Below are 25,623 nucleotides of genomic sequence, written 5' to 3'. Positions count from 1 at the left end.
ACTAATTGGAGGACCGAACCGACTAATGTTGAAAAATTAGCGGATGACTTGTGGCTGGGGGTGAAAGGCCAATCAAACCGGGAGATAGCTGGTTCTCCCCGAAATCTATTTAGGTAGAGCCTTGAGCGGACACCTTCGGGGGTAGAGCACTGTTTCGGCTAGGGGTCCATCCCGGATTACCAACCCGATGCAAACTGCGAATACCGAAGAGTGATACTCAGGAGACACACGGTGGGTGCTAACGTCCATCGTGGAGAGGGAAACAACCCAGACCGCCAGCTAAGGTCCCAAAGTCTATATTAAGTGGGAAACGAAGTGGGAAGGCTTAGACAGCTAGGATGTTGGCTTAGAAGCAGCCATCATTTAAAGAAAGCGTAATAGCTCACTAGTCGAGTCGGCCTGCGCGGAAGATGTAACGGGGCTAAAATATAGCACCGAAGCTGCGGCATCAGTCGAAAGACTGTTGGGTAGGGGAGCGTTCTGTAAGCGGAAGAAGGTGAATCGAGAGGTTTGCTGGACGTATCAGAAGTGCGAATGCTGACATAAGTAACGATAAAACGAGTGAAAAACTCGTTCGCCGGAAGACCAAGGGTTCCTGTCCAACGTTAATCGGGGCAGGGTGAGTCGGCCCCTAAGGCGAGGCTGAAAAGCGTAGTCGATGGGAAACGGGTTAATATTCCCGTACTTGGTGTAATTGCGATGTGGGGACGGAGAAGGTTAGGTTATCAGGGTGTTGGAAATCCCTGTTTAAGCCGGTAGGTGTGAAGACTAGGCAAATCCGGTCTTCTTTAACGCCGAGAAGTGATGACGAGGCTCTACGGAGCTGAAGTAACCGATACCACGCTTCCAGGAAAAGCCACTAAGCTTCAGGTTACACTAAACCGTACTATAAACCGACACAGGTGGTCAGGTAGAGAATACTCAGGCGCTTGAGAGAACTCGGGTGAAGGAACTAGGCAAAATAGCACCGTAACTTCGGGAGAAGGTGCGCCGGCGTAGATTGTAGTGTCTTGCACACGAAGGTTGAACCGGTCGAAGATACCAGCTGGCTGCAACTGTTTATTAAAAACACAGCACTCTGCAAACACGAAAGTGGACGTATAGGGTGTGATGCCTGCCCGGTGCTGGAAGGTTAATTGATGGTGTTATCGAAAGAGAAGCTCCTGATCGAAGCCCCAGTAAACGGCGGCCGTAACTATAACGGTCCTAAGGTAGCGAAATTCCTTGTCGGGTAAGTTCCGACCTGCACGAATGGCATAATGATGGCCAGGCTGTCTCCACCCGAGACTCAGTGAAATTGAAATCGCCGTGAAGATGCGGTGTACCCGCGGCTAGACGGAAAGACCCCGTGAACCTTTACTATAGCTTGACACTGAACATTGAATTTTGATGTGTAGGATAGGTGGGAGCCTTTGAAGCATGAACGCTAGTTTGTGTGGAGGCGTCCTTGAAATACCACCCTTTAACGTTTGATGTTCTAACGAGGCGCCCTAATCGGGTGTTCGGACAGTGTCTGGTGGGTAGTTTGACTGGGGCGGTCTCCTCCCAAAGAGTAACGGAGGAGCACGAAGGTTTGCTAATCACGGTCGGACATCGTGAGGTTAGTGCAATGGTATAAGCAAGCTTAACTGCGAGACAGACAAGTCGAGCAGGTGCGAAAGCAGGTCATAGTGATCCGGTGGTTCTGAATGGAAGGGCCATCGCTCAACGGATAAAAGGTACTCCGGGGATAACAGGCTGATACCGCCCAAGAGTTCATATCGACGGCGGTGTTTGGCACCTCGATGTCGGCTCATCACATCCTGGGGCTGAAGTAGGTCCCAAGGGTATGGCTGTTCGCCATTTAAAGTGGTACGCGAGCTGGGTTTAGAACGTCGTGAGACAGTTCGGTCCCTATCTGCCGTGGGCGTTGGAGAATTGAGAGGGGCTGCTCCTAGTACGAGAGGACCGGAGTGGACGCACCCCTGGTGTTCCGGTTGTGTCGCCAGACGCATTGCCGGGTAGCTAAGTGCGGAAGAGATAAGTGCTGAAAGCATCTAAGCACGAAACTTGCCTTGAGATGAGTTCTCCCCGACTATAAGTTGGTAAGGGTTGTTTAAGACTAAGACGTAGATAGGTAGGGTGTGTAAGCGGTGTGAGCCGTTGAGCTAACCTATACTAATTGCCCGAGAGGCTTAACTATACAACGCTCAAGTGTTTTTGACAGAAAGCGAAGAAACTAAACAAAAGAAACTAAACAAATCAACTCAGAATAAACAGCTTGTTTCGAATTAAAGGCAAAAGCCGAAGAAAGTAAAGAACAAACAAAACAATTTAGAAAGACAAAAGTAAAGACGAAGAAAGTCTGAATCATCGAAGATTTTCCTGATGTCGATAGTGCTGTGGTGCCACCTGAATCCATACCGAACTCAGAAGTGAAACGCAGTGACGCCGATGGTAGTGTGTGGATTCCGCATGTGAGAGTAGGGCAACATCAGGGCATTATTCAGCCGAGAGGCAAATAAGTAAAATCGACCCCAAGCTTAGCGATAGGCTTGGGGTTTTTGTTTTTTTGCATTTTACTCTCCAAAACCACCCTTTTTCAGTTGGGATAACTTTCCTTTCCAATTGCACGTCCAATCCCTCGCTTATCAAGCGGTGAATTTATATTCAAATTTTGCAACTCAGTATACTGAGTTTCCTTTATTCCCTTGCAGGAATAAAGGAAATAATCCTTGCTAAACAAAATGAGGTGATGATATGCAAAGTCAAATTATTCAGAGAATTGTACATTCTCCAAATGATTATAAAAATATTATTGAAAACGCTAATTTTTCTGAATTAAAAGAAATATTTTCTGAATATAAACAACGCTATACAGATGAGGATACAGACTCAATAGTTCAGTTTTATCACGATGAGTATGATTTAAGATCTAAATTGCTGAGTTGCTCCCAAAGTGTTATTGATACGTTATCTAAGAAATAAAGAGGGAGATTGACTATGAGTTTATTAGAAAAGTACCCTTATCTTCAAGAGTGTTTAGATTGTATCAAAAGAGATATTGCCGGAACAAATTTGTATATATGGAATGATGAAGATTATCCTCCTTCTGCTAGGCAGATAAAAGGATGTAAAGCTGTTATTGCTTGTAATTCTTTGCAACCAAATGAGGAAATATTTTTCGCTCAAGATATGACTCTTTTTGATGATGGAGAGATAGGTTGTCTTATCACAGATCAATATCTTTATTATAAAGAGAGATGGGAATATCCGATTAGGATGTTTTATGAAGGATATAAACATATATTATGGTAATGGGTATTTAGAAGTATCCGGTATTGTAACGCCATTGAAAGGAAAATTTCCTGACGAGCAAAAGGTAAAAATCAGTTTATCTACCCAAGCATTAGATGCAGTTTATTCTGTAACAGCGTTTATTTGCGGAATGGTTGCACTATATGAAGCTAGAGAGGCTAAACAGGAATTAACAGATGATGAGCTGAGGTTAAAAGCCTCTCTTATTAATGAAGAAAGAGTGAAAATAACTGATGATAAGACTAGCCTTGATATATTCTTTGATAAATATATTTATCCGTACGAAAGTGAAATTGAAGCTATGCTTAGAAAGATTGGTTCAGATGGTAATATTGAAATAGTCATAGATAAAGTGATCGATTTCATTCCTGCTCCGGTTAGATGTGCGATTCCTAGACGTATAGTGAAAAAAATCATTTTAGCTATCAAAGACAAAGTATTTCAATCTTAGGGATATATTATGAGTAAACAATACCATTTTGACATTGACTATCTTGATACACGTTATAATCAGAGAGGGCGTGGAGCAGTTACGGCAACAAGTATTTTGGATGCAAAAAATCGATTTAAATCTTCACATCCAACTTGTAAAATTCTCGCTTGTGTGAGAGGAGCTGAAATTACTTCATCAAAAAATGCGATAAAACAAGAATTATCTCGTAAAAAGGCTGATAAAAAAGAAGATTCTTCATCTTTAACAAGTAGTTTGATTGGAGCTGCTGTAGGTGTAGGGATTAGTTGGTTATTAAAGAAAAAATAAAAATCCACAATGGCCGTTCTGCACCTCAAAAATGGGATTATATAAACGATTCATGTTGTAGAAGATTAAACCTAATCTGACAGTCCCAGTTTAAAATTATAGTGTATGTCAGATTAATTTGAGCTTAAATTCTTTTTCACCCAAATTCGTTTTCCATCAACGGGGGGCTGGTCGGTGAATAAAATATGAGAGTTTCCTTTGTTTAGGTTGAATTTAGACACTCATATTCTAAACGGAAAACTCTCACTTTTTATGGTGCACTGTCAGCTCAAGTCTGATTTTCTACAAATTGACTGAGTCTAACTTTAGGGGCTGCTCATTAAGCTTTTTTTATGCCGGTAATGCGGCACCATTCATCATTGGTGGCAACTGGTTCAAGGCGAAAATCTGTTACATAGGCTTCACAAACGGATTCAGCTTGTGTAGTTAAAATACCGGATAAACCTAAATCGCCTTTTGATTTCACTAGCGTAATAATATTAGGGGCAAGTTCTTTTAGCGGGCCGGCTAAGATATTGGCGACCACCACATCGGCTTGTAAATCTTTTGGTTGGTCTTTCGCTAAGAATAGCTGTAAACGATCAGCCACCCCATTAGCTTCAGCATTATTTTGACTGGCAAGAATGGCTTGTGGGTCAATATCAATACCTATAGCCTGTTTTGCTCCTAATTTTAAGGCTGCAATCGCTAAAATACCTGAGCCACAGCCGAAATCAATTACCGTTTTGTCTTCCAGATCTAAGCTATCTAGCCATTGTAAGCAGAGTGCAGTGGTTGGGTGAGTCCCTGTACCAAAGGCTAACCCTGGATCTAGCATCACATTAACTGCATTAGGATCCGGAACTTCCTGCCAGCTTGGGCAGATCCATAAGCGTTTGCCAAATTGCATTGGGTGGAAGTTATCCATCCATTCCCGTTCCCAATCTTTATCTTCGACTTGTTCGATTTTATGAGCAAAATTTTGTTCAACTAATTTACTGGTTTTTAGCGCTTCTACGATAATTTGCATATCGGTTTCGGCATCAAATAAGCCCACAATATCGGTGTTACCCCAAAGACGTGTTTCGCCCGGAAGCGGCTCAAAAATTGGGGTGTCTTGGCTGTCCATAAAGGTCACTGAAACAGCTCCAATATCTGTTAAAAAATCGCTGATTTCTTCTGCGTATTTATCTGTACTATTTAAACGAATTTGTATCCAAGCCATGTTATTTTCCCTCTTCTTGTTTAATAAGCGGTCATATTTTCTTAATTTTTTGCAAAAGTTGAGAGGATTATCCTCTCCCACCCACAGTAATTTTATCTAATTTCACCGTTGGTTGCCCTACACCCACCGGCACAGATTGCCCTTCTTTGCCGCAGGTGCCAATTCCGGGGTCAAGCTCTATTTTTTTGCCGACCATAGAGATTTGTTGCATTGCTTCAATACCGCTACCGATTAAGGTTGCTCCCGTTGCCGGTTTTGTGATTTTGCCTTTTTCAATTAAGTAGGCCTCTGCGGTTGAGAATACGAATTTCCCTGAGGTAATATCGACCTGTCCACCACTGAAATGTGGGGCATATAAGCCGTATTCGACCGATTCAATCATCTCCTCAAATTCGTGATTACCTTCGGTTAAGTAGGTGTTGGTCATACGTGGCATTGGGAGATGAGCGTAAGATTCGCGTCTGCCGTTGCCGGTTGGTTCAACGCCCATTAAACGGGCGTTTAGTTTGTCTTGCATATAGCCTTTGAGAATCCCGTTTTCAATTAACACGTTGCGTTGTGAGGGAACGCCTTCGTCATCGACTGTAATCGAACCTCGCATATTTAGTACGGTGCCGTCATCAACAATGGTGCAAAGAGGTGAAGTGACTAGCTCACCAATTCGTCCTGTAAAGAGTGAGCTTTCTTTGCGGTTGAAATCACCTTCCAAACCATGCCCAACTGCCTCGTGCAGTAAAATACCCGGCCAACCGGCTCCGAGAACAATCGGTAATGTGCCTGCCGGGGAAGGAATCGCGTTGAGATTAACCAGAGCTTGTCTGACGGCTTCTTTGGCTAAGTATTCGGCACGGCTCAAGCCGGTTTCGTTCGGCTCTAAAAACCATATTAAGCCGAAGCGTCCGCCCGCTCCTGATGAGCCGCGTTCGCGTTTTCCGTTCTGTTCCACTAAAACGGAGATAGATAAACGCACTAAAGGGCGAATATCTGCGGCAAGCGTGCCATCTGTGGCTGCAACTAACATTTCTTCATACACAGCGGATAAATTAGCGTTTACTTGAATCACACGAGGGTCTTCCGCTCGGGCGGTTTTATCCACTAGGTGCAGTAGCTCCACTTTTTGTTCACGGCTGATAGAATCTAGCGGATTGATAGCTGGATAGCGTGCACAAGCGGTCGTTTTTTTGAAATTTTTTACCGATAATTGACCGCTTGTTGGGCTGATAGAGCGAGCAGCTGCCGCACATTGTTCTAATTGTTTAAGGGTGATTTGGTCGGCATAAGCAAAGCCGGTTTTTTCGCCGGACACGGCACGTACACCGAAGCCTTGGTCGATATAAAATCCGCCTTCTTTGATAATGCTGTCTTCCAATGACCAGCTTTCGTCTTGGCTGAGTTGGAAGTAGAGATCGGCATAATCAATATTACGTCCTGAGAAGTGATCGAGCACTTGGCTTAAATGAGAAAGTTCAATGCCACTCGGGGCAAGTAGGCTGTCTGAAACGGTATTTAACATTGTGATTCCTAAAAATAAAAGACGATAGATTTTAGCATAAATCTATCGTCTTAAATGATTAATCTCGTAAATTAGCCTTTTAAGCCTTCTTGCTCACGTGCGTTATCTACGCCTTTATCCGCTTCAACACGTTGCATAAAGTTAGATAGCTGTTCGAGGTGTGAAAAATCTAAGCCTAATCGGCGGCACCAATTTAGCATAATGTAAAGGTACACATCCGCAACCGAAATTGTTTCACCAAAGAAAATATGGCTTTCTAAATATTCATTCGCAGTAGCTAATTGTTCCAGAATTTGTTCGGCTGCTTGCTTGCGAATGGTTTGAGTGAGTTCTTCATTTCCTTCGGCATAGCTTGGCAAACGGAATAATGGCACGAAAGACTTGTGTACATCTGCGTTAAAGAATGATAACCAGCGTGCCGCTTTTGCTTTATCTCTTGCCGTTTTGCTACCGAATAATTTGGCGTCTGGGTAGAGTTCGTCCAAATAGTGCAAAATTGCCTGATTTTGGGAAAGGGCTAAATCGCCATCTACCAATAACGGCACAGCACCACGAGGGTTAAGTGCTAAATATTCGGCTGATTTAATAAATTCACGGCTGACTGCTTGGAATTCATAATCTTGCTGGGTTTGAGCTTTAATCCACTCTAATGCCACGTGTGGCACAAAGGAACAAGCTCCAACTAAACCATATAATTTCATTCTGATTTCCTCTATTTTAAGGTAATAATTTTTCTAAACGCCATAAATCGGCAAAATTCGCACGGGCTTTAATGAGGTGTGCTTGGTCTCCATCAACCATAATTTCTGCTGCTTGCGGGCGAGAGTTGTAGGTGGAAGACATTGCAGCACCGTAAGCGCCGGCAGAACGCATAGCGATTAAATCCCCTTCGGCAACGGCTAATTCTCTTGCTTTACCTAAAAAGTCTGAGGTTTCGCAAATTGGGCCAACCACATCATAAACGGCTTGTTTACGATTTAAGGTTTTATCCACTTCGATGATCTGCATATAGGCTTCATAAAGTGCAGGACGGATCATATCGTTCATGCCGGTATCGACAATCGCAAAATTACGATTCTCGCTTTGTTTGATATATTCCACTTTGGTGACCAAAATGCCGGCATTTGCGGTGATCGCACGCCCCGGCTCAATGATAATTTCCAAATTTTCGTAGCCTTTTAATTTTTCAAGTAAGGCTTTGGCGTATTCGGTTGGATGCGGTGGTTCTTCGCCATTATAAGGTACGCCCAAGCCTCCGCCTAAATCTAAATGATGTAATTCGATACCGTCTTCTTTTAGCTGTTCCATGAGGATGCTTAAACGGTCGGTGGCATCTAAGAAGGGCTGCAATTCAGTTAATTGTGAGCCGATATGGCAATCCATTCCGGTAATCTTCACGTTCGTTAAGGTTTTAGCTAAACGGTAAACTTCGCGAGCTTGGGTTACGCTCACGCCGAATTTGTTTTCTTTCAAGCCGGTTGAAATGTAAGGGTGGGTATGAGCATCCACGTCTGGGTTTACACGCAGAGAAATTGGGGCGATTTTGCCTAACTGAGAGGCCACTTCGTTAATGCGGTGTAATTCCGGAATTGACTCAATATTGAAACAACGGATCCCCACTTCTAATGCTCGTTTGATTTCACTATGGGATTTTGCCACGCCGGAGAAAACGATTTTAGCAGGGTCACCACCTGCGGCTAAAACACGTTCTAATTCCCCTTGAGAAACAATATCAAAGCCTGAACCGAGGCGAGCCATAACATTTAATAAAGCAATGTTTGAGTTGGATTTTACCGCGAAGCAAACTAAATGTGGGTGTGAGCCGAAGGCATTATTGAAAGCGTGCCAATGGCGTTCCAAGGTTGCTCGAGAATAGATATAAGCCGGGGTGCCGTGCTGTTTGATAATCTCTGAAATCACCACCTCTTCGGCAAAAAGTTGATTGTTTCTGTATTCAAAATGGTTCATATAATTCCGTTGTGTTTTGATTTTTATAAGAAAAGTAAAATAACAAGCGGTCAATTTTTACTAAAATTTTACGTATGAGCTGATGCTGTTACAAACTCGTATCTATGCAAATTTTTAGTGAAATTCAACCGCTTGTCAGCATTATTTTTGTTCGTGTTTAGGGGCTGACTCAGGGAAGTAAAGTGGGCCTTTTACGCCACACGCACTTAAGCCTAAGATGGCGATTAACGCCACTAAAAGTAGTTTTTTCATTGGTTGTTCCATTTAAAAAAGGGATTCCATTCTAAAACAAAATCAGAACCCTCGCTATAAAAAAATACACCTCAAGCCTTTGTGGGTTATACCCAAGGATTGAGGTGTAACGGTTAATACAGTTTGCTTAATTTATTTTAAGCTACCGACCATATCTTCAGGGCGGACCCAAGCATCAAAATCTTCAGCGGATACTAAGCCGAGATTAATTGCTTCTTCTTTTAAGGTTGTGCCGTTTTTATGGGCAGTTTTGGCAATTTTCGCTGCATTTTCATAGCCGATATGCGTATTTAATGCGGTAACGAGCATTAATGAGTTATCAAGTTGTTGCTTAATGCGAGGGTAGTTCGGCTCAATGCCCACTGCGCAGTGTTCGTCAAATGATACGCAAGCATCCCCTAATAATTGGGCGGATTGTAAGAAGTTAGCTGCCATAACAGGTTTGAATACGTTTAATTGGAAATGCCCTTGGGTGCCGGCGAAAGAAATGGTGGTGTCGTTACCTAGCACTTGTGCTGTTACCATTGTGAGAGCTTCGCATTGGGTTGGATTTACTTTACCCGGCATAATGGATGAACCCGGCTCGTTTTCAGGGATTAAGATTTCTCCGATACCTGAACGAGGGCCTGAGGCTAATAAGCGGATATCGTTGGCAATTTTATATAAAGAAACTGCGATTTGTTTTAAGGCGCCGTGGGTTTCTACAATCGCATCGTGAGTTGCTAAGGCTTCAAATTTATTTTGTGCGGTCACAAAAGGCAAGCCGGTGAATTTGGCAATATAATCTGCGACTACGACATCATAGCCTTTTGGTGTATTTAAGCCTGTGCCTACAGCCGTACCACCTAAAGCGAGTTCAGATAAATGAGGTAGGGTGTTTTCTAACGCTTTAATACCGAATGAAAGTTGAGCTGCGTAAGCAGAAAATTCCTGACCTAAAGTTAATGGAGTAGCATCCATTAAATGTGTACGTCCGATTTTTACCACATCTTTAAAGGCTTCTGCTTTTTCCGCAAAGGTTTTTTGTAAGCGTTTTACGCAAGGCAGGGTATGTTCAACTACTTTTTTATAGGCTGCGATATGCATTGCGGTTGGGTAGGTGTCGTTAGAAGATTGGGATTTGTTTACATCATCGTTAGGATGAATGATAGACTTCTCTCCGAGTTTGCCACCATTAAGCACGTGTGCACGGTTAGAGATGACTTCGTTCACATTCATATTTGACTGTGTGCCGGAGCCTGTTTGCCAAATAACGAGAGGGAATTGATCATCGAGCTGATTCGCCAAAATTTCATCACAGGCTTTTGCAATTAAATCGCGTTTTTCGACCGCTAGTACGCCGAGATCGTGGTTCGCGTAAGCAGCCGCTTTTTTCAGATAACCAAAGGCTTCGATAATTTCAGCAGGCATTGATGCTTCGGGACCAATTTTGAAATTATTGCGTGAACGTTCTGTTTGTGCTGCCCAATATTTATCAGCCGGGACTTGCACTTCACCCATAGTGTCTTTTTCGATACGGTATTCCATACTTGACTCCTAAATTTTAATGAAATTTAAAATTGACACCTTCTAGTAATTTAGAGGTATTAAGGAAATACTAGCATAAAAGGAAAAGAAATGAACTGTGAAATGCAATTCCCCACCAGTTTTTGGCAGTTTTATGATTTGGATCACATTATTGTTTAATAGGAGAAGCGTTTACGTAGCCCTGCTTCATATAAGGCTTGATTTGCTTCTTGCATTAATTCTCGTTTTTGCTGTTCTGTGAATGTATAGATATATTGATGGTTTAAAGCCCCGTTTAATTTAAAAAGTAGCTCCTCAGTTACGTCTATTCCTTGTATAACTAGCTTAATAAATACTTTAATATATCCTGCCTCTATGAAGTCTTGAATAGAAAGAATTCCGATTTTTTTGAGCATTCTTTCTAATTTGATATTCATATTAGGTAAACTTCTAATTTGAGTTGCACGTTTTTTATGGCATTCTTGTTTTAGCTGATTAAGCTCATCTACAATTGAGATAACTAAGTCAGTAAAGAGGGAATTATTGGCAAGAATATCAGCCGGAAGATTATAAAATTTATTGCTTTGTAGCCCTATCTTATTATCTGATAACGGGTTTGTATCCGGATGATTAAAAATGAGCTCTGAATATTTAGTTGCAATGCGTAGGTATATGGAATTGTTCTGATATAGAGCGATCATTAAATCATTCTTGAAAACAGCATAGTAGGAAAAATACGTTTTCAGTCGAAATTGTCCAATAATTGGTGAAAATAGAGGGGCAATTTCTTGTCTAATTTCATTAGTCGCTTTCATGTCGAGCCTCCTGGCGTAAAGTGGTATGTACTATCTTTCAAGTCAATGAATAAACTGTTATGCACTAAATTTCAACTAAGATTTTCTAGAATTGTGAAGTTGCTCGAAAAGTTTTGATAAAAAAAGATAAAAATATCTTTTCTTTGAGTTACTTCAATTGTTGTATAGGAAATATTGTGTATCTTAATAGGTTTTGTACTTTGGGAGAGAAACAAAAAAATGCAAAAATAGTTGCATAAGTGATAATTTGCAGGTAGAATTACGTCGCTCTATTTATGGTATGGGTTAACCAAACATTAATTGAGTCGTTTGATGTAATCATTTATCAAATGGCATTGCAGATTTTGTAATGTAAAAATGTTCCTAATTTTGGAACTATATAGGTTTAACTGAGCTCCCTTAATTAACTTATTAAGTGGTAGTTTGGTTTTTTTATTAGCTAAATTTTTTAATTGGAGCTCTGGTCTAATGCAGAACCAAAGAATCCGTATCCGCTTGAAAGCATTCGATCACCGTTTGATCGATCAATCTACTGCGGAGATCGTAGAAACAGCTAAACGTACTGGTGCACAAGTTCGTGGTCCAATTCCTTTACCAACTCGTAAAGAACGTTTCACTGTATTGATTTCTCCACACGTGAACAAAGATGCACGTGATCAATATGAAATCCGTACTCACAAACGTTTAGTTGATATTGTTGAACCAACAGAAAAAACTGTTGATGCATTAATGCGTTTAGATCTAGCTGCTGGCGTTGATGTTCAGATTAGTCTAGGTTAATTGGGAATTTTAAGAGGTTATTACAATGATTGGTTTAATCGGTCGTAAAGTTGGTATGACCCGCGTTTTCACTGAAGACGGCGTGTCTATTCCAGTTACCGTTATCGAAATCGAAGCCAACCGTGTTACTCAAGTTAAAACCCTTGAAAACGATGGCTATTCTGCAATTCAAGTTACTACTGGCTCTAAAAAAGCAAGTCGTGTAACTAAACCAGAAGCAGGTCATTTCGTGAAAGCAGGTGTTGAAGCTGGTCGCGGTTTATGGGAATTTCGTACTGAAGGTGAAGAATTCACTTTAGGTCAAGAAATCAATGTTGACATCTTCACAGATGTTAAAAAAGTCGATGTTACTGGTACATCAAAAGGTAAAGGTTTCCAAGGCGGTGTTAAACGCTGGAACTTCCGTACTCAAGATGCTACACACGGTAACTCTTTATCACATCGTGTACTTGGTTCTATTGGTCAAAACCAAACTCCGGGTCGTGTGTTTAAAGGTAAAAAAATGGCTGGACACTTAGGTGCTGAGCGTGTAACTGTTCAATCACTTGAAGTTGTTCGTGTAGATGCTGAGCGTAAATTATTATTAGTTAAAGGTGCTGTTCCAGGCGCAACTAATAGTGATGTTATCGTAAAACCGGCAGTTAAAGCATAAGTCTAGGAGATAGAGATGGAATTACAAGTTGTAGGTGCAAATGCACTAACTGTTTCTGAAACTACCTTCGGACGTGAGTTTAATGAAGCATTAATCCACCAAGTAGTTGTTGCTTATGCAGCAGGTGCTCGTCAAGGATCTCGTGCTCAAAAAACTCGTGCTGAAGTGTCTGGTTCAGGTAAAAAACCTTGGCGTCAAAAAGGTACAGGCCGTGCACGTTCTGGTGATATCAAATCACCAATCTGGCGTTCAGGTGGTATCACTTTTGCTGCGAAACCACAAGATCACAGCCAGAAAGTGAACAAAAAAATGTACCGTGGTGCAATTAAGAGCATTCTTTCTGAATTAGTTCGTCAAGACCGTTTAGTGGTTGTTGAGAAATTCGAAATTGATGCACCAAAAACTAAAGTATTAGCACAAAAATTAAAAGATATGGCGTTAACTGACGCTCTTATCATTACTGCAAGCTTAGATGAAAATCTATTCTTAGCTGCACGCAACCTTTATAAAGTAGATGTGCGTGATGTTCAAGGTATCGACCCAGTTAGCTTAATTGCTTTCGATAAAGTGGTTGTTACTGTTGATGCAGTAAAACAAATTGAGGAGATGTTAGCATGATTCAACAAGAACGTTTGCTAAATGTGTTAAAAGCACCACATATCTCTGAAAAAGCGACGAATAATGCTGAAAAAGGCAACACTATCGTTTTCAAAGTAGCATTGGATGCTAACAAAGTTGAAATTGCAAATGCAGTTGAGCAACTATTTGAAGTGAAAGTGGACTCTGTTCGTACTGTTATCGTTAAAGGTAAAACTAAGCGTCGCGGTGCTAAAATGGGTCGTCGTAGTGACTGGAAAAAAGCTTATGTAACTCTTCAAGAAGGTCAATCACTTGACTTCGTTGAAGGTGCGGCAGAGTAATAAAACGGAGGAATAAAATACAATGGCTATCGTTAAATGTAAGCCGACCTCCGCTGGTCGTCGTCACGTAGTTAAAGTTGTTAACGCAGAATTACATAAGGGTAAACCTTATGCACCATTATTAGATACTAAATCTAGAACTGGTGGTCGTAACAATTTAGGTCGTATTACAACTCGTCACATTGGTGGCGGTCATAAACAACACTATCGTTTAATTGACTTCAAACGTAACAAGTTAGACATTCCAGCTGTTGTTGAGCGTTTAGAATACGATCCAAACCGTTCTGCAAACATTGCATTAGTTCTTTATAAAGATGGTGAGCGCCGTTATATCTTAGCACCAAAAGGCTTATCTGCTGGTGATACGATTCAAGCAGGTGCTTCAGCTCCGATTAAAGTAGGTAATGCGTTACCTATGCGTAATATCCCTGTTGGTTCTACAGTTCACAATGTTGAATTAAAACCAGGTAAAGGTGGTCAAATTGCTCGTTCTGCTGGTAGCTACGTGCAAATTATCGCTCGTGAAGGTAACTATGTTACTTTACGTCTTCGTTCAGGCGAAATGCGTAAAGTTTTAGCTGAGTGTACTGCAACCATCGGTGAAGTAGGTAACTCAGAACATATGCTTCGCGTACTTGGTAAAGCAGGTGCAAACCGTTGGAGAGGTATTCGTCCAACAGTTCGTGGTACTGCAATGAACCCGGTAGACCACCCACACGGTGGTGGTGAAGGTCGTAACTTCGGTAAACACCCAGTTACACCTTGGGGCGTTCAAACCAAAGGTAAGAAAACTCGTCACAACAAACGTACTGATAAATTCATCGTACGTCGTCGTGGCAAATAATTTTATTCATTAACTAAAAGGTAAACACCAATGCCACGTTCCCTCAAGAAAGGTCCTTTCCTTGACCTACACTTGTTGAAGAAGGTAGAGAAGGCGGTGGAAAGCGGGGATAAAAAACCAATTAAAACTTGGTCCCGTCGTTCAATGATCATTCCATCAATGATTGGTTTGACCATCGCAGTCCATAATGGTCGTCAGCACGTTCCTGTTTATGTTTCCGATGAAATGATCGGCCATAAATTAGGTGAATTTGCCCCGACTCGTACATACCGCGGTCACGCCGCAGATAAGAAAGCTAAGAAATAAGAGGTAAAAGATGGAAACTATTGCTAAACATCGTTACGCTCGTACTTCTGCCCAAAAAGCTCGCTTAGTTGCTGATTTAATCCGTGGTAAAAAAGTTGCGCAAGCATTAGAAATCTTAACTTTCACTAACAAAAAAGCAGCTGCTTTAGTGAAGAAAGTATTAGAGTCTGCTATTGCAAACGCAGAGCACAATGACGGTGCAGATGTCGATGATCTTAAAGTTGCTAAAATCTTCGTTGATGAAGGTCCAAGCATGAAACGTGTAATGCCACGTGCAAAAGGTCGTGCAGATCGTATTTTAAAACGTACAAGCCACATTACTGTGGTTGTGTCAGATCGTTAATTAAGTGGAGAATAACAAATGGGTCAGAAAGTACATCCTAATGGTATTCGCCTAGGTATTGTTAAACCTTGGAACTCTACTTGGTTCGCGAATACACAAGATTTCGCTGATAATCTTGAAGGCGATTTCAAAGTACGTCAATTTTTAAACAAAGAGTTAGCGAACGCTTCTGTATCACGTATCACTATTGAGCGTCCTGCAAAAAGTATTCGTGTAACTATTCACACAGCCCGTCCTGGTATCGTTATCGGTAAAAAAGGCGAAGATGTTGAAAAATTACGCAACGCAGTTGCTAAAATTGCTGGTGTTCCAGCTCAAATCAATATCGCTGAAGTGAAAAAACCAGAGCTAGATGCAAAATTAGTTGCTGATAGCATCGCTTCTCAACTTGAACGTCGTGTTATGTTCCGCCGTGCTATGAAGAAAGCGGTTCAGAACGCAATGAAATTAGGTGCTAAGGGTATCAAAGTTGAAGTTAGCGGTCGTTTAGGTGGTGCAGAAATTGCTCGCTCAGAGTGGTATCGTGAAGGTCGAGTGCCTCTACATACACTTCGTGCAGACATCGATTATAACACTGCTGAAGCTCACACCACTTACGGCGTAATTGGCGTAAAAGTGTGGATCTTCAAAGGTGAGATTCTTGGTGGAATGGCTGCAGTGATTGAATCTGAAAAAGAACCAGCGGCACAGCCTAAAAAGCCAGCTCGCAAAGGTCGTAAATAAGGAGATCACTGAATGTTACAACCAAAACGTACAAAATTCCGTAAAGTACACAAAGGCCGTAACCGTGGTATCGCGGGCGGTACAGAAGTGAGCTTCGGTTCATTCGGTTTAAAAGCGATTGGTCGTGGTCGTTTAACTGCTCGTCAAATTGAAGCTGCTCGTCGTGCGATGAGCCGTGCAGTAAAACGTCAAGGTAAAATCTGGATCCGCGTGTTCCCAGACAAACCAATCACTGAAAAACCATTAGAAGTCCGTATGGGTAAAGGTAAAGGTAACGTTGAATACTGGGTAGCCTTAATCCAACCGGGTAAAGTTCTCTATGAAATGGATGGTGTATCTGAAGAAGTTGCTCGTAACGCATTCGCATTAGCGGCAGCTAAACTTCCGTTCAAAACCACATTTGTAACTAAAACGGTGATGTAATGAAAGCTCAAGAACTACGTAATAAAAGTGTTGAAGAGCTGAATGGTGAGTTAGTGAACCTTTTAGGTGAACAATTCAAATTGCGTATGCAAGCAGCCACCGGTCAGCTTCAACAAACCCACCAGTTAAAACAAGTGCGTCGTAGCATTGCACAAGTTAAAACTGTATTAACCGAAAAGGCGGGTGAATAATGACTGATAAAATTCGTACAGTACAAGGTAAAGTGGTTAGCGACAAAATGGACAAATCATTTGTGGTTGCTATCGAACGTACAGTTAAACATCCAATCTATGGTAAGTTTATCCGTCGTACAACTAAACTTCATGTACACGATGAAAACAACGAAGCTAAATTAGGTGATGTTGTTGAAATTAAGGAATGTCGTCCTGTTTCAAAAACTAAATCTTGGACTTTAGTTCGTGTAGTTGAAAAAGCAATTGTTGCTTAATTAACTATTATCAAATAAAAACCTCGGTTACTACCGAGGTTTTTATTTTAGTCTCATTGCTTTTGCAAAAAATTAGGATTTTTTGACCGCTTGTTTAAAGCTTTGAGTATTTATATTTTACTTTAGAAATATAAATCTAAATGGTGCTACAGGAAAGAAAATAATCCTTAAAAATAACTTGATTAATTCCTCTATTTTGTAGTATATTTTGCATCCTGTTTATATAGTGTAAACAGGTTCGTCCCGAAAGGGTGTTTTTTTTATTTAACGGAGCACTAATATGATCCAAGAACAGACTATGCTGGATGTTGCTGATAACTCAGGGGCTCGTAGCGTAATGTGTATCAAGGTTCTAGGTGGATCGCACCGTCGTTACGCTGCTATTGGCGATATCATTAAAGTTACTGTAAAAGAAGCAATTCCACGCGGTAAAGTTAAAAAAGGTGATGTGTTAAAAGCAGTTGTTGTGCGCACCAAGAAGGGTGTTCGTCGCCCAGATGGCGCAGTTATTCGTTTCGATGGCAACGCTTGTGTAATTTTAAACAATAACACAGAGCAACCAATCGGTACTCGTATTTTTGGACCGGTGACTCGTGAACTTCGTTCTGAGAAGTTTATGAAAATCATCTCTTTAGCTCCAGAAGTACTGTAAGGAGAGAATGTAATGGCTGCTAAAATCCGTCAAAACGATGAAGTAATTGTTCTTGCTGGTAAAGACAAGGGCAAACGTGGTAAGGTAACTTCTGTGTTACCAAATGGTAAAGTGGTTGTTGAAGGGATCAACATAATCACTAAACATGAAAAACCAGTTCCAGCATTAGGTAAAGCTGGTGGTTTAGTGAAAAAAGAAGCTGCGATTGATGCGTCAAACGTTGCAATCTTTAACCCGGCAACAAATAAAGCTGACCGTGTAGGTTTTAGAATTGAAGACGGCAAAAAAGTACGTTTCTTCAAATCTAATAATGAAATCATTTAATTAACTGGAGTAATGCGATGGCGAAACTGCATGATTACTACAGAGATACAGTAGTTAATGAATTAAAAGAGAAATTCAACTACTCATCTGTCATGCAAGTCCCACGAATCGAAAAGATAACCCTGAATATGGGTGTGGGTGAAGCATTGACCGACAAAAAACTGTTAGATAACGCAGTAGCAGATTTAACAGCAATCAGCGGTCAAAAACCTTTAATTACAAAAGCACGCAAATCTGTTGCAGGCTTTAAAATCCGTCAGGGATATCCAATCGGATGCAAAGTAACCCTACGTGGTGAACGTATGTGGGAATTCTTTGAAAGATTGATTACTATCGCTGTTCCACGTATCCGTGACTTCCGTGGTTTAAACGCTAAGTCATTCGATGGTCGTGGTAATTACAGTATGGGTGTTCGTGAACAAATCATTTTCCCTGAAATCGACTACGATAAAGTAGATCGTGTACGTGGTTTAGATATTACTATTACCACAACAGCGAAAAGCGATGAAGAAGGTCAAGCTTTATTAGCGGCTTTCAATTTCCCATTCCGTAAATAAGGTAGGTTATCGTGGCAAAACAATCAATGATCGCACGTGATGTAAAACGTGCTAAATTAGCTGATAAATTCTACGCAAAACGTGAAGAGTTAAAGAAAATCATCTCTGATGTAAACTCTTCAGATGGAGAACGTTGGGATGCAGTGTTAAAATTACAAACACTTCCACGTGATTCTAGCCCGATTCGTCAGCGTAATCGTTGCCGTCAAACTGGTCGTCCACATGGTGTACTTCGTAAGTTTGGTTTAAGCCGTATTAAAGTCCGTGAAGCTGCAATGCGTGGCGAAATCCCGGGTCTTAAGAAAGCTAGCTGGTAATAACCTCTTTTAATTTGGAATCATGGGAGTAAATACATGAGCATGCAAGATCCAATCGCAGATATGCTGACCCGTATTCGTAACGGTCAAGCTGCGAACAAAGTTGCAATCAGTATGCCTTCATCTAAGTTAAAAGTTGCTATTGCAAATGTTTTAGCTGAAGAAGGTTATATCGAAAGCGTTAAAGTTGTTGAGGGTGCAAAACCTGAACTGGAAATTACTTTAAAATATTTCCAAAATAAACCAGTTGTAGAAAGTATTCAACGTGTGAGCCGTCCTGGTCTTCGTATTTACAAACGTAAAGACGAGTTACCAAAAGTAATGGGTGGTTTAGGTATTGCAGTTGTTTCTACATCTAAAGGTGTAATGACCGACCGTGCTGCTCGTCAAGCAGGTTTAGGCGGTGAAATTATCTGTTACGTAGCATAATAGAGAGGTAGGAAAAATGTCTCGTGTTGCAAAAGCACCTGTTAATATTCCTGCCGGTGTTGAGGTAAAACTTAACGGTCAGCTATTAACAGTTAAAGGTAAAAACGGCGAGTTATCTCGCGAAATTCATCATGCAGTTGAAGTAAAACATGACGCTAACGCATTAACTTTTGCACCTCGTGAAGGTGTTGCTAATGCAGATGCGCAAGCAGGTACTGCTCGTGCACTTGTTAATGCTATGGTTATCGGTGTTACTGAAGGCTTTACTAAGAAATTGCAATTAGTGGGTGTTGGTTACAGAGCCCAAATGAAAGGCAACTCAGTTGCTTTAAGTTTAGGTTTCTCACACCCTGTAGAACATGCGTTGCCAGCAGGCGTAACTGGTGAATGTCCATCACAAACAGAAATTATTCTGAAAAGTGCTGACAAACAGTTAATCGGTCAAGTGGCAGCAGATATTCGTGCATACCGCAAACCTGAGCCTTATAAAGGTAAAGGTGTACGTTACTCTGATGAAGTAGTACGTACTAAAGAAGCGAAGAAAAAGTAAAGTAAGGTAACACTATGGATAAGAAAGTAGCTCGTATCCGTCGTGCAAGCCGTGCACGTCACTTAATGAGAGAGCAAGGTGCAACACGCTTAGTCGTGCATCGTACCCCGCGTCATATCTATGCGCAGGTTATCGCACCAAACGGCTCAGAAGTTTTAGCAGCAGCTTCAACTGTTGAGAAAGTAATTAAAGAGCAAGTTAAATATACTGGTAATAAAGAAGCCGCAGCAGTAGTGGGTAAAATCGTTGCTGAGCGTGCGATTGCCAAAGGTATTCAAGCGGTTGCATTCGATCGTTCAGGTTTCAAATACCACGGTCGTGTACAATCATTAGCAGATGCTGCTCGTGAAGCTGGTCTTCAGTTCTAATAGAGGAATTTGAGATGTCAAACATCGAAAAACAAGCTGGTGAACTGCAGGAAAAGCTAATCGCGGTTAACCGTGTATCTAAAACCGTAAAAGGTGGTCGTATTATGAGTTTCACTGCTTTAACAGTAGTGGGCGATGGTAACGGTCGTGTAGGTTTTGGTTACGGTAAAGCACGTGAAGTTCCAGCAGCAATCCAAAAAGCGATGGAAAAAGCTCGTCGCAATATGATTAATGTAGCTTTAAATGAAGGAACATTACAACATCCTGTTAAAGGTTCACACACTGGTTCACGTGTATTTATGCAACCAGCAAGCGAAGGTACTGGTATCATCGCTGGTGGTGCAATGCGTGCTGTGTTAGAAGTAGCAGGTGTTCGTAACGTTCTTTCTAAAGCGTACGGTTCAACCAACCCAATTAACGTTGTTCGTGCAACAATTGATGCACTTGAGAACATGAAATCACCTGAAATGGTTGCTGCAAAACGTGGCAAAACAGTTGAAGAAATTTTGGGGTAATTGGATATGGCAAAAATTAAAGTAACTCAAACTCGTAGCTCTATCGCTCGTTTACCGAAACATAAAGCAACGTTAAAAGGCTTAGGTCTTCGTCATATTCGTCATACTGTAGAACTTGAAGATACACCAGCAGTGCGTGGTATGATCAATCAAGTATCTTATATGGTTAAAGTGGAGGAATAATAGAATGCGTTTAAATTCTCTTTCTCCGGCTGAAGGTGCTAAGCACAGTGCAAAACGTTTAGGTCGCGGTATTGGTTCTGGTTTAGGTAAAACTGGTGGTCGTGGTCATAAAGGTCAAAAATCTCGTTCAGGTGGGAAAGTTCGCCGTGGTTTCGAGGGTGGTCAAATGCCTTTATACCGTCGTTTACCAAAATTTGGTTTTACTTCACTACAAGCATTACGCGTAGCTGAAATTCGTTTAAACGACTTAGCTAAAGTAGATGGTAACGAAGTAACTTTAGATGCGTTAAAAGCAGCTAATATCATTACTAAAGATATTTTATCAGCTAAAGTTATTTTAGCTGGTAAAATTGAAAAAGCAGTTGTGGTTAAAGGCTTACGTGTAACTAAAGGTGCTAAAGCTGCTATCGAAGCTGCTGGCGGTTCTATCGAGGAATAATAGATGGCAAAGCAACCAGGGTACCAAGGTAGTACACAAAAAGGGACTGGCGAGCTTAAATCAAGATTGTTATTTGTTTTAGGTGCGTTAATCGTTTTCCGTATCGGTTCTTTTATACCTGTTCCTGGCATTGATGCTTCTGTATTATCCGAATTAATTCGACAACAGCAAGGCACCATCATTGATATGTTTAATATGTTCTCTGGTGGTGCTTTAAGCCGTGCATCTATATTTGCATTAGGTATTATGCCTTATATTTCAGCGTCAATTATTATTCAATTATTGACAGCGATTCATCCCCCTTTAGCTGAATTGAAAAAAGAAGGTGAGGCTGGTCGTAGAAAAATTAGCAAATATACGCGATATGGTACATTGCTATTAGCATTTATTCAGTCTATTGGTATTTCACTAGCCCTACCGAATATGGTACAAGGATTAGTTCCTAATCCAAGTATGTTATTCTATATAACTTCTGTAATTAGCTTAGTAACGGGAACTATGTTTCTAATGTGGCTAGGTGAGCAAATCACTGAACGTGGTATCGGAAACGGTATCTCATTGATTATTTTTGCAGGTATTGTTGCAGATCTTCCTGCAACAATTGGGCAGACAATTGAACAAACTCGCCAAGGTGAGCTGTCTTTCATTGTATTATTACTAGTAGCAATAATTGCATTTGCAGTAACCTATTTTGTTGTTTTTGTTGAACGTGGACAAAGAAGAATTGTTGTGAATTATGCAAGTCGCCAGCAAGGTAGAATGATGGCACCTGCAAGATCTTCTCACTTACCACTTAAAGTTAATATGGCAGGCGTAATACCGGCAATTTTTGCTTCAAGTATTATTTTATTCCCTGCAAGTATTACTCAATGGTTTGGTCAAAGTGAAGGTTTTGAATGGTTATTTAACCTTTCACAACTATTACAGCCAGGTCAACCATTGTATATTGTACTATTTACAATGGCAGTGATTTTCTTCGCATTCTTCTATACAGGAATGCAGTATAATCCTCGTGATACAGCGGATAATCTTAAGAAATCAGGTGCGTTTGTACCAGGTTATCGACCAGGCGAACAAACATCTCGTTATATTGATAAAGTAATGACGCGCTTAACTTTAATCGGTGCGTTGTATATTACTTTTGTTTGTTTGGTTCCTTATATCATTACATCATTATGGAAAGTTCCATTCCAATTAGGTGGAACCTCTTTATTAATTGTAGTGGTTGTTATTATGGATTTCATCGCACAGGTTCAGAGTCATTTAATGTCTCAACAATATGATTCTGTGTTGAAGAAAGCTAACTTAAAAGGCTTAGGTCAATAAGCCCTTAACAAAGGATAAGCAATGAAAGTTCGTGCTTCAGTTAAAAGAATGTGCCGTAATTGTAAAGTAATCAAACGTGAAGGTGTGGTTCGTGTAATTTGTAGCGATCCTAAACACAAACAACGTCAAGGTTAATTTTACGCATATTTCTTGCAAAGAACCTGCTGAGCAGTTATACTGCTCAGCTCATTCGTCCTGATATACTGTTTGAGTATCCTGAAACGGGCTTTTCAAGATCAGTATATCAATAAACTTAAATAATAGGAGTGCATAGTGGCCCGTATTGCAGGCATTAACATTCCTGATCAAAAACACACTGTAATCGCATTAACTGCAATTTACGGTATCGGTAAAACTCGTGCTAAAGCAATTTGTGCTGCAACGGGTATTGCTGAAGATGTAAAGATCAGAGAATTGTCTGAAGAGCAGATTGAAAAACTGCGTGAAGAAGTTGGTAAATTTACTGTCGAAGGTGATTTACGTCGTGAAGTGACTTTAAGCATCAAACGTCTTTTAGACCTAGGTTGCTACCGTGGTTTACGTCATCGTCGTAGTTTACCGGTACGTGGTCAACGTACTAAGACTAATGCGCGTACCCGTAAAGGTCCACGCAAACCGATCAAAAAATAGTCGGAGTAGATAAATAATGGCTAAAACACCAGTTCGCGCACGTAAGCGCGTTAAAAAACAGATTGCAGATGGCGTAGCTCATATCCACGCATCTTTCAATAACACAATCGTTACTATTACTGACCGTCAAGGTAACGCTCTAGCATGGGCAACTGCAGGTGGTTCAGGTTTCCGTGGTTCTCGTAAATCAACTCCATTTGCTGCTCAAGTTGCTGCAGAGCGTTGTGCAGAAATGGTTAAAGAGTTTGGTTTAAAGAATTTGGAAGTTATGGTTAAAGGTCCGGGTCCAGGTCGTGAATCTACAATCCGTGCATTAAATGCAGCGGGTTTCCGTATCACGAACATTACAGATGTGACTCCGATTCCTCATAACGGTTGTCGTCCACCGAAAAAACGTCGCGTATAATTGACGTTAGAATAATTGGAGAAAGAAAATGGCAAGATATTTGGGTCCTAAGCTCAAGCTAAGCCGTCGTGAAGGTACTGATTTATTCTTAAAATCAGGCGTTCGTGCGATTGAATCAAAATGTAGAAATAGACTTGATGTAGCTCCTGGTCAGCATGGTGCTCGCAAGCCACGTTTATCTGACTACGGTAGTCAATTACGTGAAAAACAAAAAGTTCGCCGTATTTATGGTATCTTAGAGCGTCAATTCCGTAACTATTATACAGAAGCGAATCGCTTAAAAGGTAATACAGGTGAAAACTTATTAGTATTATTAGAAGGTCGTTTAGATAACGTAGTTTATCGTATGGGTTTTGCTGCAACTCGTGCTGAAGCACGCCAACTTGTTAGCCACAAATCTATCGTAGTAAACGGTCGTGTAGTAAACATTCCTTCATTCCAAGTTTCTGTTGATGATGTGGTTGCTGTTCGTGAAAAATCGAAAAAACAAGCACGTATTAAGGCATCATTAGAATTAGCTACTCAACGTGAAAAACCAACATGGTTAGAAGTTGACGCAACTAAAATGGAAGGCGTATTTAAACGTCGTCCTGAGCGTTCTGATCTATCAGCAGATATTAATGAACATCTGATTGTTGAGCTTTACTCTAAATAATAGTTAGCTTAACCGCAAAGAGAGGAAAAAATGCAGGGTTCTGTGACAGAATTTTTAAAGCCACACTTAGTGAATATTGAGCAAGTAAGCTCAACTCATGCTAAAGTGACATTAGAGCCGTTAGAGCGTGGTTTTGGCCATACGTTAGGTAACGCACTTCGCCGCATTTTACTTTCATCTATGCCGGGTTGTGCAGTTACTGAAGTTGAAATTGATGGTGTATTACATGAATACAGCAGCAAAGAAGGCGTTCAGGAAGATATTCTTGAGGTATTATTAAACCTTAAAGGTCTAGCGGTAAAAGTGCAAAATAAAGATGATATTATTTTGACACTAAATAAATCTGGAATTGGCCCTGTAACTGCAGCCGACATCACACACGATGGCGATGTGGAAATTGTAAATCCCGATCATGTTATCTGTAATTTAACAGATAAGAATGCGTCAATTAATATGCGTATTCGAGTTCAACGTGGTCGTGGTTATGTGCCTGCATCTGCACGTCTTCATACTCAAAACGATGACCGCCCAATTGGTCGTTTATTGGTAGATGCACGTTTCAGCCCAGTAGATCGCATTGCTTATAATGTCGAAGCTGCTCGTGTTGAACAACGTACAGACTTAGATAAATTAGTTATTGAGATGGAAACTAATGGTACATTAGATCCAGAAGAAGCTATCCGTCGTGCTGCAACGATTTTAGCAGAACAACTTGCTGCATTCGTTGATTTGCGTGATGTTCGTCAGCCTGAAGTGAAAGAAGAAAAACCGGAGTTTGATCCTATTCTTCTTCGTCCAGTAGATGACTTAGAGCTGACAGTTCGTTCTGCTAACTGTTTGAAAGCAGAGACAATTCACTATATCGGTGATTTAGTCCAACGTACAGAAGTTGAACTACTTAAAACCCCTAACTTGGGTAAAAAATCTCTTACAGAGATTAAAGATGTTCTTGCTTCTCGTGGCTTATCACTCGGTATGCGCCTTGAAAACTGGCCACCTGCAAGTATTGCAGAAGACTAGTTTCGGTATAGATTTTCTAAGAAGGAATAGGTTATGCGCCATCGTAAGAGTGGACGTCAATTAAACCGTAACAGCAGCCATCGCCAAGCGATGTTCCGTAATATGGCAAGTTCTCTAGTTGAACATGAGATCATCAAGACAACTTTACCAAAAGCAAAAGAGTTACGTCGTGTAGTTGAACCGTTAATTACTTTAGCTAAAGCAGATAGCGTTGCAAATCGCCGTTTAGCTTTTGCCCGTACACGCAACGTTGATACAGTTGCTAAATTATTCAATGAATTAGGTCCGCGTTTTGCAAATCGTGCTGGTGGTTACACCCGCATCTTAAAATGTGGTTTCCGTGCAGGCGATAATGCACCAATGGCATACATTGAGTTAGTAGATCGTCCGGAAGTTGCAGCAGAAGCAGCAGCGGAATAATCTAATTAAGTTTGAGCCTAAAACCCCGATAGAAATATCGGGGTTTTTATTTTGCAAAAAATTGCTAAAAGATCACCG

At 41.0% G+C, this 25,623-nt stretch carries 39 protein-coding genes and 2 rRNA genes (1 of these 41 only partly in view); 34 read left to right on the top strand and 7 right to left on the bottom strand.

Going from position 1 to position 25,623, the window contains the following annotated elements:
* The 6 genes from A6B41_RS10995 to A6B41_RS10970 all read left to right on the top strand — a co-directional run.
* Positions 1–2,182: ribosomal RNA gene (locus A6B41_RS10995) — 23S ribosomal RNA — on the top strand; it begins 720 nt to the left of the window's first position.
* Positions 2,183–2,363: 181 nt separating this feature from the next.
* Positions 2,364–2,479 (top strand): 5S ribosomal RNA (gene rrf / locus A6B41_RS10990).
* Between the two features lie 260 nt (positions 2,480–2,739).
* Positions 2,740–2,967 carry a hypothetical protein gene (locus A6B41_RS10985; protein WP_027073842.1) on the top strand — a complete coding sequence of 76 codons (228 nt, stop codon included), beginning with the start codon at positions 2,740–2,742 and terminating at the stop codon, positions 2,965–2,967.
* Positions 2,968–2,982: 15 nt separating this feature from the next.
* Entirely contained in the window at positions 2,983–3,297 is a 315-nt protein-coding gene (locus A6B41_RS10980) for a hypothetical protein (RefSeq protein ID WP_027073843.1), read from the top strand.
* Entirely contained in the window at positions 3,269–3,748 is a 480-nt protein-coding gene (locus tag A6B41_RS10975) for a hypothetical protein (RefSeq protein WP_027073844.1), read from the top strand. Before A6B41_RS10980 ends, A6B41_RS10975 begins: the two co-directional genes overlap by 29 nt.
* 9 nt (positions 3,749–3,757) lie before the next feature.
* Positions 3,758–4,057 carry a hypothetical protein gene (locus A6B41_RS10970; RefSeq protein ID WP_050436772.1) on the top strand — a complete coding sequence of 100 codons (300 nt, stop codon included), beginning with the start codon at positions 3,758–3,760 and terminating at the stop codon, positions 4,055–4,057.
* A gap of 319 nt (positions 4,058–4,376) precedes the next feature.
* Here the strand turns inward: A6B41_RS10970 and prmA are convergent, their stop codons facing one another.
* The 7 genes from prmA to A6B41_RS10935 all read right to left on the bottom strand — a co-directional run bounded on the left by prmA (position 4,377) and on the right by A6B41_RS10935 (position 11,315).
* Complete coding sequence (prmA, locus tag A6B41_RS10965) at positions 4,377–5,261, bottom strand: 50S ribosomal protein L11 methyltransferase (RefSeq protein ID WP_027073845.1); 885 nt, start codon at positions 5,259–5,261, stop codon at positions 4,377–4,379.
* Between the two features lie 67 nt (positions 5,262–5,328).
* Positions 5,329–6,774, bottom strand: coding sequence for a metalloprotease TldD (tldD, locus tag A6B41_RS10960; RefSeq protein WP_027073846.1), 1,446 nt, complete (start codon positions 6,772–6,774; stop codon positions 5,329–5,331).
* 71 nt (positions 6,775–6,845) lie between these two features.
* On the bottom strand, positions 6,846–7,475 hold the full coding sequence (locus A6B41_RS10955; protein ID WP_027073847.1) for a glutathione S-transferase family protein: 630 nt from the start codon (positions 7,473–7,475) through the stop codon (positions 6,846–6,848).
* 16 nt (positions 7,476–7,491) lie between these two features.
* On the bottom strand, positions 7,492–8,742 hold the full coding sequence (lysA, locus tag A6B41_RS10950) for a diaminopimelate decarboxylase (protein WP_027073848.1): 1,251 nt from the start codon (positions 8,740–8,742) through the stop codon (positions 7,492–7,494).
* Positions 8,743–8,883: 141 nt separating this feature from the next.
* Positions 8,884–8,994, bottom strand: coding sequence for an LPS translocon maturation chaperone LptM (gene lptM, locus A6B41_RS10945; protein ID WP_027073849.1), 111 nt, complete (start codon positions 8,992–8,994; stop codon positions 8,884–8,886).
* Positions 8,995–9,126: 132 nt separating this feature from the next.
* Complete coding sequence (fumC, locus tag A6B41_RS10940) at positions 9,127–10,521, bottom strand: class II fumarate hydratase (RefSeq protein ID WP_027073850.1); 1,395 nt, start codon at positions 10,519–10,521, stop codon at positions 9,127–9,129.
* A gap of 155 nt (positions 10,522–10,676) precedes the next feature.
* On the bottom strand, positions 10,677–11,315 hold the full coding sequence (locus tag A6B41_RS10935) for a TfoX/Sxy family DNA transformation protein (protein ID WP_027073851.1): 639 nt from the start codon (positions 11,313–11,315) through the stop codon (positions 10,677–10,679).
* 468 nt (positions 11,316–11,783) lie between these two features.
* On the opposite strand from A6B41_RS10935, the gene rpsJ reads away from it, so the two are divergent.
* The 28 genes from rpsJ to rplQ all read left to right on the top strand — a co-directional run bounded on the left by rpsJ (position 11,784) and on the right by rplQ (position 25,545).
* Positions 11,784–12,095 carry a 30S ribosomal protein S10 gene (rpsJ, locus tag A6B41_RS10930; RefSeq protein ID WP_001181005.1) on the top strand — a complete coding sequence of 104 codons (312 nt, stop codon included), beginning with the start codon at positions 11,784–11,786 and terminating at the stop codon, positions 12,093–12,095.
* A 25-nt stretch (positions 12,096–12,120) separates the two neighbouring features.
* On the top strand, positions 12,121–12,747 hold the full coding sequence (gene rplC / locus A6B41_RS10925; RefSeq protein ID WP_027073852.1) for a 50S ribosomal protein L3: 627 nt from the start codon (positions 12,121–12,123) through the stop codon (positions 12,745–12,747).
* Positions 12,748–12,762: 15 nt separating this feature from the next.
* The gene (gene rplD / locus A6B41_RS10920) at positions 12,763–13,365 is read left to right on the top strand and encodes a 50S ribosomal protein L4 (RefSeq protein ID WP_027073853.1); all 603 of its coding nucleotides are present in this window, start codon (positions 12,763–12,765) and stop codon (positions 13,363–13,365) included.
* Complete coding sequence (rplW, locus tag A6B41_RS10915; RefSeq protein ID WP_027073854.1) at positions 13,362–13,667, top strand: 50S ribosomal protein L23; 306 nt, start codon at positions 13,362–13,364, stop codon at positions 13,665–13,667. Before rplD ends, rplW begins: the two co-directional genes overlap by 4 nt.
* Positions 13,668–13,689: 22 nt before the next feature.
* Positions 13,690–14,511, top strand: coding sequence for a 50S ribosomal protein L2 (gene rplB, locus A6B41_RS10910; protein ID WP_027073855.1), 822 nt, complete (start codon positions 13,690–13,692; stop codon positions 14,509–14,511).
* Between the two features lie 30 nt (positions 14,512–14,541).
* Positions 14,542–14,817, top strand: a complete 276-nt coding sequence (rpsS, locus tag A6B41_RS10905; RefSeq protein ID WP_005539416.1) for a 30S ribosomal protein S19 — start codon at positions 14,542–14,544, stop codon at positions 14,815–14,817.
* 10 nt (positions 14,818–14,827) lie between these two features.
* On the top strand, positions 14,828–15,160 hold the full coding sequence (gene rplV, locus A6B41_RS10900) for a 50S ribosomal protein L22 (protein ID WP_005599292.1): 333 nt from the start codon (positions 14,828–14,830) through the stop codon (positions 15,158–15,160).
* 18 nt (positions 15,161–15,178) lie between these two features.
* A complete protein-coding gene (rpsC, locus tag A6B41_RS10895; RefSeq protein ID WP_027073856.1) occupies positions 15,179–15,883 on the top strand; it encodes a 30S ribosomal protein S3 in 705 nt (234 codons plus the stop codon).
* A 12-nt stretch (positions 15,884–15,895) separates the two neighbouring features.
* On the top strand, positions 15,896–16,306 hold the full coding sequence (rplP, locus tag A6B41_RS10890; protein WP_006249357.1) for a 50S ribosomal protein L16: 411 nt from the start codon (positions 15,896–15,898) through the stop codon (positions 16,304–16,306).
* Positions 16,306–16,497: a 50S ribosomal protein L29 gene (gene rpmC, locus A6B41_RS10885; protein WP_005711179.1), complete on the top strand. Its 192-nt coding sequence runs from the start codon at positions 16,306–16,308 to the stop codon at positions 16,495–16,497. Before rplP ends, rpmC begins: the two co-directional genes overlap by 1 nt.
* Positions 16,497–16,754, top strand: a complete 258-nt coding sequence (gene rpsQ, locus A6B41_RS10880) for a 30S ribosomal protein S17 (RefSeq protein ID WP_027073857.1) — start codon at positions 16,497–16,499, stop codon at positions 16,752–16,754. Before rpmC ends, rpsQ begins: the two co-directional genes overlap by 1 nt.
* Before the next feature lie 280 nt (positions 16,755–17,034).
* Positions 17,035–17,406 carry a 50S ribosomal protein L14 gene (gene rplN / locus A6B41_RS10875; RefSeq protein WP_005711998.1) on the top strand — a complete coding sequence of 124 codons (372 nt, stop codon included), beginning with the start codon at positions 17,035–17,037 and terminating at the stop codon, positions 17,404–17,406.
* A 12-nt stretch (positions 17,407–17,418) separates the two neighbouring features.
* Positions 17,419–17,730, top strand: coding sequence for a 50S ribosomal protein L24 (gene rplX, locus A6B41_RS10870; RefSeq protein ID WP_027073858.1), 312 nt, complete (start codon positions 17,419–17,421; stop codon positions 17,728–17,730).
* Positions 17,731–17,747: 17 nt separating this feature from the next.
* A complete protein-coding gene (gene rplE / locus A6B41_RS10865) occupies positions 17,748–18,287 on the top strand; it encodes a 50S ribosomal protein L5 (RefSeq protein ID WP_027073859.1) in 540 nt (179 codons plus the stop codon).
* Positions 18,288–18,298: 11 nt separating this feature from the next.
* A complete protein-coding gene (gene rpsN, locus A6B41_RS10860; protein ID WP_027073860.1) occupies positions 18,299–18,604 on the top strand; it encodes a 30S ribosomal protein S14 in 306 nt (101 codons plus the stop codon).
* A 36-nt stretch (positions 18,605–18,640) separates the two neighbouring features.
* The gene (rpsH, locus tag A6B41_RS10855) at positions 18,641–19,033 is read left to right on the top strand and encodes a 30S ribosomal protein S8 (protein ID WP_025216416.1); all 393 of its coding nucleotides are present in this window, start codon (positions 18,641–18,643) and stop codon (positions 19,031–19,033) included.
* Between the two features lie 16 nt (positions 19,034–19,049).
* Positions 19,050–19,583: a 50S ribosomal protein L6 gene (rplF, locus tag A6B41_RS10850; protein ID WP_027073861.1), complete on the top strand. Its 534-nt coding sequence runs from the start codon at positions 19,050–19,052 to the stop codon at positions 19,581–19,583.
* Between the two features lie 14 nt (positions 19,584–19,597).
* Positions 19,598–19,951, top strand: a complete 354-nt coding sequence (gene rplR / locus A6B41_RS10845) for a 50S ribosomal protein L18 (RefSeq protein ID WP_025216418.1) — start codon at positions 19,598–19,600, stop codon at positions 19,949–19,951.
* 14 nt (positions 19,952–19,965) lie between these two features.
* Complete coding sequence (gene rpsE, locus A6B41_RS10840) at positions 19,966–20,466, top strand: 30S ribosomal protein S5 (RefSeq protein WP_005705945.1); 501 nt, start codon at positions 19,966–19,968, stop codon at positions 20,464–20,466.
* A gap of 6 nt (positions 20,467–20,472) precedes the next feature.
* Positions 20,473–20,649 carry a 50S ribosomal protein L30 gene (gene rpmD, locus A6B41_RS10835; RefSeq protein WP_006250021.1) on the top strand — a complete coding sequence of 59 codons (177 nt, stop codon included), beginning with the start codon at positions 20,473–20,475 and terminating at the stop codon, positions 20,647–20,649.
* A gap of 4 nt (positions 20,650–20,653) precedes the next feature.
* Positions 20,654–21,088: a 50S ribosomal protein L15 gene (gene rplO, locus A6B41_RS10830; RefSeq protein ID WP_027073862.1), complete on the top strand. Its 435-nt coding sequence runs from the start codon at positions 20,654–20,656 to the stop codon at positions 21,086–21,088.
* Positions 21,089–21,091: 3 nt separating this feature from the next.
* Entirely contained in the window at positions 21,092–22,414 is a 1,323-nt protein-coding gene (gene secY / locus A6B41_RS10825) for a preprotein translocase subunit SecY (RefSeq protein WP_027073863.1), read from the top strand.
* A gap of 21 nt (positions 22,415–22,435) precedes the next feature.
* Complete coding sequence (gene rpmJ / locus A6B41_RS10820) at positions 22,436–22,549, top strand: 50S ribosomal protein L36 (protein ID WP_006250018.1); 114 nt, start codon at positions 22,436–22,438, stop codon at positions 22,547–22,549.
* A 138-nt stretch (positions 22,550–22,687) separates the two neighbouring features.
* Positions 22,688–23,044 carry a 30S ribosomal protein S13 gene (gene rpsM, locus A6B41_RS10815; RefSeq protein ID WP_005599322.1) on the top strand — a complete coding sequence of 119 codons (357 nt, stop codon included), beginning with the start codon at positions 22,688–22,690 and terminating at the stop codon, positions 23,042–23,044.
* A 16-nt stretch (positions 23,045–23,060) separates the two neighbouring features.
* Entirely contained in the window at positions 23,061–23,450 is a 390-nt protein-coding gene (rpsK, locus tag A6B41_RS10810) for a 30S ribosomal protein S11 (protein ID WP_005705959.1), read from the top strand.
* Between the two features lie 28 nt (positions 23,451–23,478).
* Positions 23,479–24,105, top strand: coding sequence for a 30S ribosomal protein S4 (gene rpsD / locus A6B41_RS10805; RefSeq protein ID WP_006250017.1), 627 nt, complete (start codon positions 23,479–23,481; stop codon positions 24,103–24,105).
* 30 nt (positions 24,106–24,135) lie between these two features.
* Positions 24,136–25,125 (top strand): DNA-directed RNA polymerase subunit alpha, encoded by a 990-nt coding sequence (locus A6B41_RS10800; protein ID WP_027073864.1) that lies wholly within the window; start codon positions 24,136–24,138, stop codon positions 25,123–25,125.
* Positions 25,126–25,158: 33 nt separating this feature from the next.
* On the top strand, positions 25,159–25,545 hold the full coding sequence (gene rplQ, locus A6B41_RS10795; protein ID WP_027073865.1) for a 50S ribosomal protein L17: 387 nt from the start codon (positions 25,159–25,161) through the stop codon (positions 25,543–25,545).
* Positions 25,546–25,623: the final 78 nt, after the last annotated feature.

The sequence above is a fragment of the Mannheimia granulomatis genome (assembly GCF_013377255.1).
Taxonomy (GTDB): Bacteria; Pseudomonadota; Gammaproteobacteria; order Enterobacterales; family Pasteurellaceae; genus Mannheimia; species Mannheimia granulomatis.
This window is presented reverse-complemented; position numbering and strand designations above follow the sequence as displayed.